At 62.5% G+C, this 15,083-nt stretch carries 12 protein-coding genes; 7 read left to right on the forward strand and 5 right to left on the reverse strand.

What is annotated here, in order from left to right:
• Positions 1-42 precede the first annotated feature (42 nt).
• The 6 genes from AC56LN_RS19355 to AC56LN_RS19380 all read left to right on the forward strand — a co-directional run bounded on the left by AC56LN_RS19355 (position 43) and on the right by AC56LN_RS19380 (position 8,808).
• Positions 43-1,833 (forward strand): acyl-CoA dehydrogenase C-terminal domain-containing protein, encoded by a 1,791-nt coding sequence (locus AC56LN_RS19355; protein WP_499574166.1) that lies wholly within the window; start codon positions 43-45, stop codon positions 1,831-1,833.
• 130 nt (positions 1,834-1,963) lie between these two features.
• Positions 1,964-4,360, forward strand: a complete 2,397-nt coding sequence (locus AC56LN_RS19360; RefSeq protein ID WP_499574168.1) for a 3-hydroxyacyl-CoA dehydrogenase/enoyl-CoA hydratase family protein — start codon at positions 1,964-1,966, stop codon at positions 4,358-4,360.
• A 24-nt stretch (positions 4,361-4,384) separates the two neighbouring features.
• Positions 4,385-5,581 (forward strand): acetyl-CoA C-acyltransferase, encoded by a 1,197-nt coding sequence (locus AC56LN_RS19365; protein ID WP_499574171.1) that lies wholly within the window; start codon positions 4,385-4,387, stop codon positions 5,579-5,581.
• A 113-nt stretch (positions 5,582-5,694) separates the two neighbouring features.
• Positions 5,695-6,468 carry an enoyl-CoA hydratase gene (locus tag AC56LN_RS19370; RefSeq protein WP_499574175.1) on the forward strand — a complete coding sequence of 258 codons (774 nt, stop codon included), beginning with the start codon at positions 5,695-5,697 and terminating at the stop codon, positions 6,466-6,468.
• 742 nt (positions 6,469-7,210) lie between these two features.
• Positions 7,211-8,089 (forward strand): phytanoyl-CoA dioxygenase family protein, encoded by an 879-nt coding sequence (locus AC56LN_RS19375; protein ID WP_499574178.1) that lies wholly within the window; start codon positions 7,211-7,213, stop codon positions 8,087-8,089.
• Positions 8,090-8,538: 449 nt separating this feature from the next.
• Positions 8,539-8,808 carry a hypothetical protein gene (locus tag AC56LN_RS19380; protein ID WP_499574181.1) on the forward strand — a complete coding sequence of 90 codons (270 nt, stop codon included), beginning with the start codon at positions 8,539-8,541 and terminating at the stop codon, positions 8,806-8,808.
• A gap of 24 nt (positions 8,809-8,832) precedes the next feature.
• Here the strand turns inward: AC56LN_RS19380 and AC56LN_RS19385 are convergent, their stop codons facing one another.
• The 4 genes from AC56LN_RS19385 to AC56LN_RS19400 form a co-directional block, all read right to left on the reverse strand.
• Complete coding sequence (locus AC56LN_RS19385; protein ID WP_499574186.1) at positions 8,833-9,279, reverse strand: phosphate ABC transporter substrate-binding protein; 447 nt, start codon at positions 9,277-9,279, stop codon at positions 8,833-8,835.
• Between the two features lie 2 nt (positions 9,280-9,281).
• Positions 9,282-10,541, reverse strand: a complete 1,260-nt coding sequence (locus AC56LN_RS19390) for a hypothetical protein (RefSeq protein ID WP_499574188.1) — start codon at positions 10,539-10,541, stop codon at positions 9,282-9,284.
• Positions 10,542-10,559: 18 nt separating this feature from the next.
• On the reverse strand, positions 10,560-11,999 hold the full coding sequence (locus AC56LN_RS19395; protein WP_499574190.1) for a methyl-accepting chemotaxis protein: 1,440 nt from the start codon (positions 11,997-11,999) through the stop codon (positions 10,560-10,562).
• A 309-nt stretch (positions 12,000-12,308) separates the two neighbouring features.
• On the reverse strand, positions 12,309-13,313 hold the full coding sequence (locus AC56LN_RS19400) for a PEP-CTERM sorting domain-containing protein (RefSeq protein WP_499574192.1): 1,005 nt from the start codon (positions 13,311-13,313) through the stop codon (positions 12,309-12,311).
• 235 nt (positions 13,314-13,548) lie between these two features.
• On the opposite strand from AC56LN_RS19400, the gene AC56LN_RS19405 reads away from it, so the two are divergent.
• Entirely contained in the window at positions 13,549-14,562 is a 1,014-nt protein-coding gene (locus AC56LN_RS19405) for an alpha/beta hydrolase (RefSeq protein ID WP_499574194.1), read from the forward strand.
• Here the strand turns inward: AC56LN_RS19405 and AC56LN_RS19410 are convergent.
• Entirely contained in the window at positions 14,501-15,073 is a 573-nt protein-coding gene (locus AC56LN_RS19410) for a hypothetical protein (RefSeq protein ID WP_499574196.1), read from the reverse strand. The two genes, AC56LN_RS19405 and AC56LN_RS19410, sit on opposite strands and share 62 nt — an antisense overlap.
• Positions 15,074-15,083: the final 10 nt, after the last annotated feature.

Below are 15,083 nucleotides of genomic sequence, written 5' to 3' on the forward strand. Positions count from 1 at the left end.
CCTGTCACGTCCAACAATCGTCACACTCTTCAGGAGAAAACCATGGGTCAGTACGTCGCGCCAATCCGGGATATGCAGTTCGTTCTGCACGAGTTCCTCAATGTCACCGAAGAATTCAAGAATCTGCCGAAATACCAGGAAATCGATACCGACATCATCAACCAGGTACTCGAAGAAGGTGCAAAATTCACCCAGGAAGTGCTGTTCCCGCTGAACCACTCGGGCGACCGCGAAGGCTGCACGTTCAATGCCGCCGACAAGAGCGTGACCACGCCGAAGGGCTTCAAGCAGGCGTATAAACAGTATGTCGAAGGCGGCTGGGCTGCGCTGGCATGCGATCCGGAATACGGCGGCCAGGGCCTGCCGATCACGCTGAACAACTCGTTCTACGAGATGCTCAATTCGTCGAACCAGGCCTGGTCGATGTACCCGGGCCTGTCGCACGGCGCCTACGAGTGCCTGCTCGAACACGGCACCGACGACCAGAAGCGCCTGTACCTGCCAAAGCTCGTCTCGGGTGAATGGACCGGCACCATGTGCCTGACCGAAGCGCACTGCGGCACCGACCTGGGCCTGCTGCGTTCGAAAGCCGAACCGCAAGGCGACGGCACCTACCTGATCACCGGCTCGAAGATCTTCATCTCGGCCGGCGAACACGATATCTCGGACAACATCGTCCACCTGGTGCTGGCACGCCTGCCGGATGCACCGGAAGGCTCGAAAGGCATCTCGCTGTTCCTGGTGCCGAAGTTCATGCCGAACGAAGACGGCTCGCTGGGCGAGCGCAATGGCATCGCCTGCGGCGCCATCGAAGAAAAGATGGGCATCCACGGCAACTCGACCTGCCAGATGAACCTGGACAATGCACGCGCCACGCTGATCGGCCAGCCGCACAAGGGCCTGCAGGCGATGTTCGTGTTCATGAACGCGGCCCGCCTGGGCGTGGGCATGCAGTCGCTCGGCCTGACCGAAGTGGCATACCAGAACGCGCTGGCTTATGCAAAAGACCGCATCCAGATGCGCAGCCTGTCGGGCGTGAAAGCACCGGACAAGCCAGCCGACCCGATCATCGTGCACCCGGACGTGCGCCGCATGCTCCTGACCGCAAAAGCCTTCGCCGAAGGCGGCCGCGCGTTCTCGTCGTACGTCGCGCTGCAGATCGACCGCGAACTGAACCACACGGATGAAGACGTGCGCAAGGAAGCCGCGGACGAAGTCGCGCTGCTGACCCCAATCATCAAGGCCTTCATCACCGACAACGGCTGGATCGCAACGTCCGAAGCGATGCAAGTCTACGGCGGCCATGGCTACATCGCCGAATGGGGCATGGAGCAGTATGTGCGCGACGCGCGCATCAACATGATCTATGAAGGCACCAACACGATCCAGTCGCTGGATCTGCTGGGCCGCAAGATCCTGATGGACAACGGCGCCAAGCTGCGCAAGTTCGGCGAGAAGATCAAGAGCTTTGTCGAAGACAATGGCCTGGACGAGAACATGTCCGAATTCGTCACGCCACTGGGCGAGCTGGGCGACAAGGTCACCAAGCTGACGATGGAAATCGGCATGAAGGCCTTCCAGAACCCGGACGAAGTGGGCGCCGCCGCCGTGCCTTACCTGCGCGTGGCCGGTCACCTGGTCTACAGCTACCTGTTCGCGCAGCAAGCCAAGATCGCACTGGCCAAGCTCGATTCGGGCGACCGCTTCTACGAATCGAAGCTGGCGACGATCCGCTTCTACTTCGCACGCCTGTATCCGGAAACCGCGATGCTGATCCGCCAGGCACGTTCGGGCGCCGCGAACCTGACGGCGCTGGACGCCGACCTGTTCTAACAACAAGCAGAGACCATCGCCGTCGTTCCCGCGCAGGCGGGAACCCAGGTTCAGCGCAGCGGTAACGCTGGCAAACTGGGGTTCCCGCCTTCGCGGGAATGACGCGCCAACCAAGGATTAAGGAATACACATGTCCAATTTCATCGTCAAGAAAGTCGCCGTGCTGGGCGCCGGCGTGATGGGCGCGCAAATCGCCGCCCACTGCGTGAACGCCAAGGTGCCAGTCGTGCTGTTCGACCTGCCTGCGAAGGAAGGCCCGAAGAACGGCATCGTCCTGCGCGCCATCGAGAACCTGAAAAAGCTCTCGCCAGCCCCGCTGGGCAACAAGGATGACGCGGCCCTGATCGAAGTGGCCAACTACGAAGACAACCTCGACGTGCTGGCCGGTTGCGACCTGATCATCGAAGCCATCGCCGAGCGCATGGACTGGAAACACGACCTGTACGCGAAAGTCGCGCCGCACATCGCGCCAAACGCGATCTTTGCGTCGAACACGTCGGGCCTGTCGATCAACAAGCTGGCCGAAGGCTTCGACTCGGAGCTCAAGGCCCGTTTTTGCGGCGTGCACTTCTTCAACCCGCCGCGCTACATGCACCTGGTCGAACTGATCCCGACCACGGACACCCGTCCTGACATCCTGGACCAGCTCGAAACGTTCCTGACCTCGACGCTGGGCAAGGGCGTCGTGCGCGCAAAAGACACGCCGAACTTCATCGCCAACCGCGTCGGCATCTTCGGCATGCTGGCCACGATCGTCGAAGCCGAGAAATTCGGACTGTCGGTGGACGTGGTCGATGACCTGACCGGCGCCAAGCTGGGCCGCGCCAAGTCGGGCACCTTCCGCACCGCGGACGTGGTCGGCCTGGACACGATGGGCCATGTGATCAAGACGATGCAGGACAACCTGAAGGACGACCCGTTCTTCAGCGTCTACAAGACGCCGGACATCCTGGCCAAGCTGATCGAAAAAGGTGCGCTGGGCCAGAAATCCGGCGCCGGTTTCTACAAGAAGGTCGGCAAGGAGATCCAGCGCCTGGACTTCGCCACGGGTGAGTACGTCACGGGCGGCGCCAAGGCAGCCGACATCGTTGGCCGCATCCTGAAAGAAAAAGACCCGGTCAAGAAGTTCAAGGCCATGCGCGAGTCGACCAACCCGCAGGCGCAGTTCCTGTGGGCGATCTTCCGCGACGCCTTCCACTACATCGCGTTCCACCTCGAATCGATCGCCGACAACGCGCGCGACATCGACTTCGCGATGCGCTGGGGCTTCGGCTGGAGCGTCGGCCCGTTCGAAACGTGGCAGGGCGCTGGCTGGACGCAGATCGCGCAGTGGGTCAAGGAAGACATCGACGCCGGCAAGGCGCTGTCGACTGCACCGCTGCCAGCCTGGGTGTTCGAGGGTTCGGTCGCCGAGAAGGGTGTGCACACCCCTGAAGGTTCGTACTCGGTTGCCAAGAGCGGCTATGTGCCGCTGTCGGACCTGCCGGTGTACAAGCGCCAGCAGTTCCGCGCACCGGTCGTGGGCCTGGGCGGCGCCGATCCGAAAACCGCTGGCACCACCGTGTTCGAAGACGAATCCGTGCGCCTGTGGCACTCGGACGATGAAGTCCTGGTCGTCTCGCTCAAGACCAAGATGCACGTCATCGGCGATGGCGTCATCAAGGGCCTGCAGCGCGCGCTGAAAGAAGCTGAAACCGGCTTCAAGGGCATCGTGATCTGGAACACCGACGCAGCCGAAGGCGGCGCGTTCTCGGCCGGCGCCGACCTGCAATCGGCCCTGCCAGCCTTCATGGCCGGCGGCGCGAAGGCGATGGAGCCGATCGTGCGTGAGCTGCAGGACACCTTCATGGCGCTCAAGTACTCGAACGTGCCGGTCGTTGCTGCAGTGGCGGGCCTGGCGCTGGGCGGCGGCTGCGAGCTGGCGCTGCATGCCAGCAAGCGTGTCGCGTCGATCGAGTCGTACATCGGCCTGGTCGAAGTGGGCGTGGGCCTGGTGCCTGCCGGCGGCGGCCTGAAGGAAGCAGCGCTGCGCGCGGCAACCGAAGCCAAGGGCAACGACATCCTGCAATTCCTGAAGAACGGCTTCATGAACGCGGCCACCGCGCAAGTGTCGAAGTCGGCGCTGGAAGCGAAGGCAATGGGTTACCTGAAAGAAGACGACGTGATCGTCTTCAACGCCTACGAACTGCTGCACGTGGCCAAGACAACGGCACGCGCCATGGCCGATGCCGGCTACCGCGCACCGGCGCGCCGCACGTTCCCGGTCACCGGCCGTTACGGCTGGGGCACGATCCGCGGCCAGATGGTCAATATGCGCGACGGCGGCTTCATCTCGGCCTATGACTACCAGCTGGGCGACACCATCGCCGAGATCGTCACCGGCGGCGACATCGACCAGGGCAGTGTGGTCAGCGAGCAGTGGATCCTCGACCTGGAGCGCAAGGCCTTCGTGGCGCTGCTGAACAATCCGAAAACGCAGGAACGCATCATGGGCATGATGCAGACCGGCAAGCCAGTGCGCAACTAAGCGTCGACAGAACAGGACACTGACATGAGCAAACAACTTCAAGACGCATACATCGTCGCAGCGACCCGCACCCCGATCGGCAAGGCGCCGCGCGGCATGTTCAACAAGACCCGCCCGGACGACCTCCTGGTGCACGCGATCCGCGGCGCCATGGCAGCCGTGCCGAACCTGGATCCGGCTTTGATCATCGATGCGATCATCGGCTGCTCGTTCCCGGAAGCCGAGCAGGGCTTCAACATCGCCCGTAACTCGGTGGTGCTGGCTGGCCTGCCGAACACCGTGGGCGGCGTGACGGTCAACCGTTACTGCGCCTCGGGCATCACCGCACTGGCGATGGCCGCTGACCGCATCCGCGTGGGCGAAGCCGACGTGATGATCGCCGGCGGTGTCGAATCGATGTCGATGGTGCCGATGATGGGCCACCACCCGTCGATCAACATGGACACGTTCAAGGACGAGAACGTGGGCCTGGCCTACGGCATGGGCCTGACGGCCGAGAACGTCGCGAACCAGTGGAAAATCTCGCGCGAAGACCAGGACGCCTTTGGCCTGGAATCGCACCGCCGCGCCATCGCTGCGCAGCAGGCCGGCCACTTCAAGGACGAGATCACGCCGGTCGAGGTGATCACCCGCACGCCGAACCTGGCCACCGGCCAGATCGACGTCAAGACCCGCACGGTCGACACCGACGAAGGCCCGCGCGCCGACGCCAGCATGGAAAGCATGGGCAAACTCAAGCCTGTGTTTGCGGCCAAGGGTTCGGTCACGGCCGCCACGTCGTCGCAGATGTCCGATGGCGCCGGCGCCCTGATCGTCGTCAGCGAAAAAATCCTGCGCGAGCACAACCTGACGCCGCTGGCCAAGTTCTCGTCGTTCGCCGTGCGCGGCGTGCCGCCGGAGATCATGGGCATCGGTCCGAAGTTCGCGATTCCTGCAGCGCTGGCCGCCGCCGGCATCACGCAGGACCAGCTGGACTGGATCGAACTGAACGAAGCCTTCGCTGCGCAGGCGCTGGCCGTGATCCGCGACCTGAATCTCGACACCAGCAAGGTCAACCCGCTGGGCGGCGCAATTGCCCTAGGCCACCCGCTGGGCGCAACCGGTGCGATCCGCGCCGCGACCGTCGTGCACGCGCTGCGTCGCAATAACCTGAAGTACGGCATGGTGACGATGTGCGTCGGCGCCGGCATGGGCGCTGCGGGCATCATCGAACGCGTCTAAGCAAGCCAGTACGATCACCGCGTGGGCGGGAGACCGGGCCACCCTCTCGCAGGGTGGGCGGGTCTCCCGCCCACGCGTCCAACCAGCCCAAGAATAAACGGGAGACAAGCACCATGAGCATCCTCACCACGACCGCCGACGGCATCCTCACGATCACCTTCAACCGCCTCGAACGCAAGAACGCGATCACCGGCGCGATGTACCAGACAATGGCCGACGCCTTGCGCGCCGCCGAGCAGGACACCGCGATCCGCGCCATCCTGATCACCGGCCAGCCCGAGATCTTCACCGCCGGTAACGACCTCGACGATTTCCTGAACAACACCGGCGAAGGTGCGATGACGCCGGGGCGTCCGGTGTTCCAGTTCATGCTGGCACTGGAAGGCTGCACCAAACCGGTGGTCTCGGCCGTGGCCGGCGCCGCCGTCGGCATCGGCACCACGCTGCTGATGCATTGCGACCTGGTCTACGCGGCCGACAACGCCAAATTCTCGATGCCATTTTCGCAGCTGGGTCTGTGCCCTGAATTTGCGTCGTCGCTGCTGATTGCGCAGTCGGCCGGCTACACGCGCGCCGCCGAAAAGCTGATGCTGGGCGAGCCGTTCCTGGCCCAGGAAGCGCTGGAGATGGGCATCGTCGCGCGCGTCGTGCCAGCGGCCGAGCTGCTCGCGTTCGCGCAGGCGCAGGCGGCAAAACTGGTCAAGCTGCCCCCAGCCTCGATCCGCACGACCAAGGCACTGATGCGCCGCGCGCGCACTGCGCATGTCAGGGACACCATCGCTGCCGAAAACGAGCAATTCAGCGCGATGCTGGGCGGCGCCGAAGCGAAGGAAGCGTTCACGGCGTTCTTCGAGAAGCGCAAGCCGGATTTCAGCCAGTTCGACTGACTGGCGAACTGGCGGCTGCAGAGCCGTTGAGTGGCATGCGACGTGTAGTGGTCTCTCGCGCATGGCGATACAGGCACGCCGTCCAGCGGTCGGACTGGTCATCCATTCCGATCGCGTCGGCCAGTATGAGCAACCAGTCCCGGCCATCCTGACCAGGTATGGCTTAATTTGCAGCATGAGCCGCAAAGATACTGCTGGGAGAATGCCTTCGCTGAACGATTCTTCCCGAATTTAAGAATGAAGCATGTTCGGCAATGTAATTCCGCGCACCATGCCGACGCCACGCTCGACGTGGGCAATTCTGTCGCTGGATTCTCAACCGCGCACCCCAAGCCAGCGCCAACAAGCCGAAACCTGTCTCCGTCATACGACCCGATGGACCACAACGTAATCGGTACCTCCGGATTCAAGTAATTCTGTGCTTCTATCGTCATCGTCGATTTACTGGACGAGGCAATACGAAGCCGAGAGCGAAAACCCCATCTTCATGCGTAGCGCACATCTTTAATTCTTGCAGAATAAAACGCGGTTTGATTTAAATCAATTTTAAAGCAATCTATGCTAATCCAATGAAGGCTGTGCCTCATTCGCCAATAATTGATCCATGATCTATGGCCTTGGTCCGGGTATGTTAGATATAATGAAATTTTAAAGCGAAGGTTTTCTTGTCTCGATGCCGTTAGACAGCATGTGAGCGATGCAACTAGTTATCGTTGGCTCAGCTAATTCAAGGACTATTATCGTGCAACGCTACATCACTTTTGCATCTGCATCCAAGTCCGAACGCATGCGGCTAGGATTTTATTATTGTCAACGGTTTATCACCAGTCTTAAAGTTCGACGATTTTCTCTTCGCATCCTGCTCTTGTTTTTACGACGCTGCTTTCCGCATTTCACGCTTTCCAGTCCAAGACCAGGTACCGAGTTAAAAGATTTTCAAAGCCTTGGCTACATCAAATTAGCTCCAATTCTGTCTGAGATGCAATGTCAAGAAATCCGCTCATATCTTTTGACTTGTCCGCTAGTCGACACCAAAGGTTCTGGAAAAACCTTTGTGTTAGATGACGTTCCTGAAGACTGCCAAATTGGCGATTACCCACTGTCTACCGTTGTCAACTGCCCCAACGTGATGGAGCTGGCGAATCATCCAGATATCCTGGGATTGGCTTTCGAATATCTCGGCTTCATGCCAGTCATAACGGGTCTGAGTCTTCGGTGGACTTTTCCTCATTCAAATACACCCGATAAAGTACAAAGATTCCATCGTGATTGCGAAATGGGTAGCATAAAATTAATGGTGTATCTTACGGATGTGGACGCTGAATCTGGACCACACACCTTTGCAACGGGTACCCATCTCGACAGAATGCCCGTACGTCTCCAAAGTTTTTCAGATAATCAGGTCGGTGGCGAGCGCAAGGCAATTCTCGGCAGCGTTGGAACGACCTTCTTCATTGATACACGTGGTTTGCACAAAGGTAGCATTCCAACAGCCAAACCCAGACTGATGCTCGGCGTGCAATATAGCCTGTTGCCATGCCCATTGTTCAAGTATGAGCCAGTGCCCTATACCGGTTCATTGAAACTACAAACATACGTCAATCGATTGATGATCGCCTGATATCGGGTGAGGCTTCCTTAGGATAGGGTGATCCCGTCTCCTGGCTCTACGCAGGGTGCCCTGTAACGCTCCATCGTGGCTTGCCTTGTTCAGTCAGTGGTGCTTACGCCATTGCTGGCCCGACTGAGTCCAGTCTGGAAGTGCAAGTTCGTGGACACCACCGACAGCAAGCATGTCCTGCCTGTTGCGCGAGCACCTTGCCGCGCTGACCCGTGGCCCAGGCGTGGCGCCGAGTAGGCAGGCCATCCTGGTCTGCGATGAATGTAAATCATGCACAATCCAGGATTGACGTGGTCAATCACATCGCTGGCTTTCAGTAGTGCGAACGCCTGCATTCCGTGTCGGGCAACCTGCCTTCCAGCGGCGATGAGCGCGCATCGCGGGAAATCTGATTTCTCGATTCGCCGGTATCATGCATGGTACTGAGGCCGCCAACAATGGCGGTTTGCATGGAGCGCGCGCTCGACACGACAAAGGGTGATATGAGAACTACAGAAAGTACTGCGGCCGCCGAGTTGGCGTTTGAACTTGGCAAGGTAACGCGCAGGGCAATCGATGGCAGTTATGGCAAGGCCGATCCGGTCGAATTGTCCCGGGTGGCCAATGCGCTGCTCGAAGCAGGCCAGGAAAAAATCCTGAACGATGTGCTGCTGGTGTTTGTCGCCGGCTTTGAAGAGGGCGATCCGCCGGAACGGCGTGCCGATCCCGAAAACCGCTGATACGCGGCGGGTGCCGGCGTGCCGTCAGGGCACGATCAGCACTGCGCGCACGCTGGGGTCCAGCGCTGTGCGCTCGACGTAGCCGATCATCCCCGGATTCTCGGCGATCATCCTGCGCATGGCGGCGTTGCCATCGACCTCGGCCGGTGGCTGACCGCGGCCAGTGAAGATCAGCCTGGCCCAATGGGCCTTCACCAGCGCCGGGGTGCGGTGCGTGACCTTGCTGTAGAACTCGTTACGTAGCGGCGAACCGAGATCCTGGTCGATGGGTACCACTTCATTGCCGTTCGGAAAGCGGTTGGTCTGAAACAGGAAGATTTCAGCGACCTGATCGGCACTGAGCATACTGATGTTGCTGCGCGCCGAGACGATCACGGCGAGTTCGGCTGACAGGGCAGCGTCGGGCGCCAGCGCAAGTGCCGGACCCAGGCACAGGGCCAGCAATAGTGTGGGAAGCGGGCGGTGCATCATGGTCAGAAGATGACGTCCATGCCGAGGCTGATGACATTGAACGCCTGGCCGGAGCGGAACCCCGGCTGGACATTGATCAGGGTACCGACCGAGCCGCCGCGCGGCTTGACGCGATCCAGCTGCGCCTTGAGCGCAATGCTCGGCGCGACATCCCAGCGCACGCCGACGCTGGCCGTATCCTGGACACCGATCTGGCGCAGCTGGTCGTTCAATGCATCGTTGAGAAATCCCGCCAACGCTGCCGCATCGGGCGGCAAGTCGTCCAGCGGCAGACCGGCCGTCTGCGTGGCAAGGTTGGCGACCAGGCGCGCATAGGTGACGTACGGCGCGACATTACCGAAACGGCGGCCGGCAGACAGATACGAGGCCGTCTGGTCGCCCAGGATCGAGCCGGTATTGATGCGTCCGCTCTCGCCAGTAACGAACCAGTCGCCCGGATCGTAGTTGAAGCCGGCACTGAACACGCGCACATGGCGCTTGGCGATATCGTAGCGCGTCGCCAGCGCCTCGCCCGGCGGCCCGAAGGCGCGCAGGCCGTCGAACAGCGCTTCGGCGCCCGGCACCACCAGCAGCGCCTGGGCTGCCGTGAAGCGCACGGTCAGTGCGCCTGCGGTCGCGCTCTCGGTGAGGCCGACGATGTTGCGGGCCTTGCCGGTGATGTCCTTGTTCAGGCGTGCGGTCGCATGGCCGAGCGAGAGCGTGGTCTCGTGCTTGACCGGCCCGGTATGCCAGCGATACGAGGCGTCGACGCCGTCGCTGTAGGCAATCGGTATCAGGCTGTACAGTTCGACGGGCGCGCGCATCCAGGGCAGGGCGTAGCCCACCTTGCGATAGTCGGCGGCCAGGAACAGCGGCAGCGCAATCCGTCCGGCGCGCAGCGACAGCTCCGGCGTTGCCTGGAACTTCACGTTGGCCCAGGTAAGGTAGGTCCTGTACGAATTGTCGATGCTTTTTTCCTGCGTCGCCTGCATTACGGCCGACCAGCGCTTGTCGAACCGGACATCGAGCTGGGCACCGGCGCGGCTGTCGACGTCGAAGGTCCACGCCTTGGAGTAGCCCGCCTGACCCGGCGAGTTGGGGTTGACCGTGTAGTCGCCCTGGTCTTCTGTGGCATGGACGGCAGCGACGGTGCCGAATCCGGTCACGTTCCACGTTGCCTGCGCGCGTGCATCGCCCTGCGGCCAGGCCAGCAGGCACAGCGCCATGGCAAGGGGAGCGACGCCACGCGGCGCGGCTGGTGGGAACGTGAACGTCAACGCCATGCCCTTATCGCAGCGTGTTCATGGCAGCCCAAGCTGCGCCGTACCTGGCGTGTCGAGCCGGAAGATGCGCACGATCTGCGCCAGGCCATGGGCGCGCTGCTGCAGCGAATCGGCTGCCGCGGCGGTCTTGCTGACCATCTGCGTGTTGTGCTGCAACGACCTGTCCATGGCGTCGATGGCATCCGATACCGAGGCCACGCGCACGGCCTGTTCATCGCCGGCCGCGCTGATCTGGCCCACCACGCCCGTCACATTGGTCACGCTTAGGACGATGTCGTCCATCGTGCGCCCGGCTTCCTGGGCCAGCTTGCTGCCGGCGCTGACCTGGCGCACCGATTCCTCGATCAGACCCTTGATCTCGCGGGCGGCGGCGCCCGAACGCTGGGCCAGCTGGCGCACTTCGGCGGCGACGACCGCAAAACCGCGCCCCTGTTCGCCGGCACGGGCGGCCTCCACCGCGGCGTTGAGAGCAAGGATATTGGTCTGGAACGCGATGCCGTCGATGACAGCAGTGATCTCGGCGATCTGGCGCGACGACGTGTCGATCAGACCCATGCGCTCGACGACTGCGCCGACCTGGCGCCCGCCAATCGCGGCGATCCCCGAGGCCTGCGTCGCGAGTGCATTGGCCTGGCGGGCGTGGTCGGCATTGGCGCGGATGATGTCGCCCAGTTCATCGATGGAGGCGGCGGCGCGGCCGAAGGCCTCGGTCTGGTCCCGCGAGTGTTCGAACAGCTGCGCGCTGCCTTCGGCAATGTCGCTGGCGGCGCCGCGCGTGGTCTCGACCGTGTCGCGCACCTGGCCAATGGCCGTCTGCAGCGTGTGCAGCACGTCGCGCAGCGCGCGGCCGCTGCTGCTGGTGACCGGCGCCAGCGAGCGCAGGTCGATGATCCCGTGCTGGGCCTGCAGCATCGACACGCTGGCGCGCAGCTCGGCCGAGCGCAGCGCTTCGCGTTGCAGCACCAGCGCGATGTAGCACAGCACCATCGTCTCGACGATGACGTAGCCGGCGTGGATGAAGACGATTGCCAGGCCCGGCCGGGTCAGGCAGATGACGCCGTAGCCAAGTTCCTGCAGGTAGTTGAAGCTGAAGTGGTGGACCGCGGTCAGACCGGCCGCGAACAGGATCACGCGCCAGTCGCGGTAGCAGAGCAGGATCGCCAGCGATACGAAGATGCCGAAGTGCAGTTCTTCCCGGCCATTACCTTGATGGATGTGCAGCGCGCACATCGCCATCAGTGCGGCGGCATTGACCAGCCGACTCGTGAGCGTGCCGCTGGCCAGGAACGTGACGCCGCTTGCAATGGCAACGATCGGCAGGCCGACCAGCAGCGACCATGTCATGGTGTCGTGCATGCCCGTCAATGCGAGCGAAAAGCCGAGCATTGCCCAGAGCACGATGATCAGCAGGCGGTCGGCATGGCGGTAGACGGGCAGCAGGTTGGGTTGGGTCGGCATCAGAGTCTCAGATAGTGAATTTTTTCACTATTTAACCTGAAAAATATGGATTCAGAGAAACTGCTGGCGATGTTCAATATCTTTCTGTACCGAAAGGCGGACGGATCGTATGCATTCTTGCCATTCTTCTATCTCGTGGCAGATCCCAGATCAGTAAATATGATGAGAAAAGTGAGAAAGTGTGAGTAATTTCTAAACTGAAATTTCGCAGAATCTGCAGTGCTGACATGTCTGACGGCCACATCGTGCAAATCGGCCAGAAGTTATGGCAATTCGTACAGACGTGGCAGTCAGTGTCGCAATCAGGTGCTACGAGGCTGCGGCGTAGCGTGCCTTTGCATTGCCACGACGACGGCGCACGGCCACCAGCAAGCCGCCGACGGTCGCGAACATCGCCAGCATGCCGGGTTCCGGCACTTCTTCTGCGTCCAGCTGTGCGGCGGCAAAGCCCTGCAGGGCCAGCGCCGTCGCCACATTGATGCCGAGGTCGCGCGCGACGTAATCGCTGGCGCCCAGCGAGCGTGGATCGAGGCCGGTCACGTTGCCGAAGATGGTCAGCGCTTCCAGGTAGTAGCCGTAGTTGCTGCCGTGGTAGGAGTCCGGCGCCCACAGATTGATCTGGCCTGCGCCGATGCCATCGTACGGGTTGGCGTCGGCCAGCCCGCCCGCGATGGCCTGGCTCCAGGCCTGGCCCACGGGGATCACGCCATTGATGATGCTCGAGGCCGAATCGGCGGCATCGTAGCCGGCGCGCACGTCCTGCGCCATCGCGTAGATCGATTTGCCATACCACGGGCTGTTCACGTTCTGGTACGTCAGGTCGGCGCGCGACCAGGTGGCCGTCAGGCGCACGTCGACATCCGGATTCTGCTCGCGCAATGCATTGGCCAGCAGGCCCGAATAGCGGATCAGGGTTTCCGGATTCCCTGGCCTGGCACCGTCAAGCGTGCTGTAACTTTGCAGCAGCACCATGTCGAACGGCTTCACGATCGTGCTGAAGCGGTTGTTGTAGTGAAAATCCAGGCCTGAGCCGGGTTCGGTTTCCAGGCTCACCTGGTAATCCAGGCCGGCCTGCATCGTCATGGCCTTGAACAGCGCCGGTACGCCACCGATGCCCAGACCATTCAGGTCGGTCACGGTATCGGGGCGGTAGTTCTGCACGAGTGGCGCCTTGGCGCCTGCCGGATCGCCATAGGTAAAGCTGTTGCCGACGAAAAGGATCGTCGTGGCAGAGGCGGGCAGGGCCGGGCCGCCCAGTGCGAACGCGGCAAAGAGTACCGTGCCGGAACGGCGCAGGCTGCAAGGGATTGTCATCAAAGTCTCCAGTATGTTTTTTTGTTGGCGCGCAAAGGCTGCTGCGTTTTTACAGTCAAGCAAGTCGTATGCCGGTGATGGATATTAGTGAATAATCAGTCAGTTATGGATGCCTGCCGCATACGGCGCGGACATGGTGTAAAGCAGGCCGACACGGTACGTCGTTTCCGGGGGCAGTTTGAATGCAGTGGTACGCTTGCCAGCCGTTTGACTCTTTCATGCTTCAGGAACGCCGATGCCATTGACCTTTGACGACACCACGCTGGACGAAGCGGCACGCTTCAACGCGCGGCTTGCACGCGCGCCGCGCTTTGGCATGCGCCACCGCTTCATGCCGCCGCTTGTACAGGGCCTGCTGCGCTTGTCCCAGGTCGGCGCCGACCGCAAGCTGCGCCGCGCCGGCCTGCAGGTCGAGATGCGCATGGTGGAGATGGGTGGGGTGAAGGTGCAGGTCCGGGTCATCCGCCCGCGCGGGCCGGTGGCCGGCATCGTGCTCGACATCCACGGCGGCGGCTGGGTGGTTGGCAATGCGCGCATGAACGATGCGTTCAATGCCGGTTTTGCCAGCCGCTGTGGCCTGGCCGTGGTGTCGGTCGATTACCGTCTGGCACCGCGCGCATCGGTGCACGAGCAGATGGAAGAGTGCCTGGCTGCGGCGCGCTGGCTGTTGCAGGACGGCTTGGCCGACGATGCCGGCTTGCCGGTCATCGTGGTGGGGGAGTCGGCGGGCGCGCACCTGGCGGCGGCCACGCTGCAGCGGTTGCGTGACTGGCCGGCGCTGCTGGAACGCGTCGCCGGGGCCGTCCTGTACTACGGCGTCTACGACATGGCCGGCACCGACAGCGTGCGCAGGGCAGGGCCTGAAACGCTGGTGCTCGACGGGCCGCGCATGCTGGCCGGGCTGCGCAGGCTCACGCCCGACCTGGCCGACGCCGGGCGCCGTCGGCCGCCGCTGTCACCGCTGTTCGGCGACCTGGCCGGCATGCCGCCGGCGTTGATGATCGTTGGGAGTGGCGATCCGCTGCTCGACGACACGCTGCAGCTGGCGCAGCGCTGGCGCCAGGTGGCCGACGTCGAATTGAGCGTGGCGCCCGAAGCGCCACATGGGTTCATTCATTTTCCAACCGCAATGGCCAGCGTGACGCTGGCGCATGCGCAGGCCTGGGTGCGGCAACGCATCGCGCCGGTCAGCGCATCTGCGTCACATGCGCCTCGCGCAGCGGGTGCCAGCCCAGGCGCGCCGCGATGATGCGCCGGTACGATGTGTCGATATGGGCCGGCGTGCGGCGGATGTAGTCCTCGGCGGCGGCGCGCTGTGCGCCGCTGCAGCTGTCCAGCCATGCCACGGCTTCGTCGACGGTCGGCACGCGGCCGCTCACACCGTCGAATTTGGGCGGGATCGCGGTCCAGATGGCGGCGTCGATGCCCCTGGCGCGCAGCCAGGCGGCCACGCGTGGATGATCTTCTGCGCCGTTCTGCGCCGGGACGCTGCCGACCCACTCGGGGAACGCGGGCCGGATCTTTTCGCGTGCGCACAGCATGGCGCGCGCGGTATCCAGGTCATGGGTGGCGACGTAGGCCCAGTAGGTGGGCATCAGGCGCGCGCTGTCGCACAGCACGAGCGCCAGTTCAGGGCTGTCGTCGCTCTGGCGGGCAAATTCGATGGGCATGGCGGGGCCGCCCGGATGCCATCCGGAGGCGAGCTTCAGGCCCTGGGGTTTCCAGAGCAGCGAACCCCAGGCGATACAAACGATATTCATGGACTGGACT

It is taken from the genome of Telluria sp. ZT3P26, from assembly GCF_059686035.1.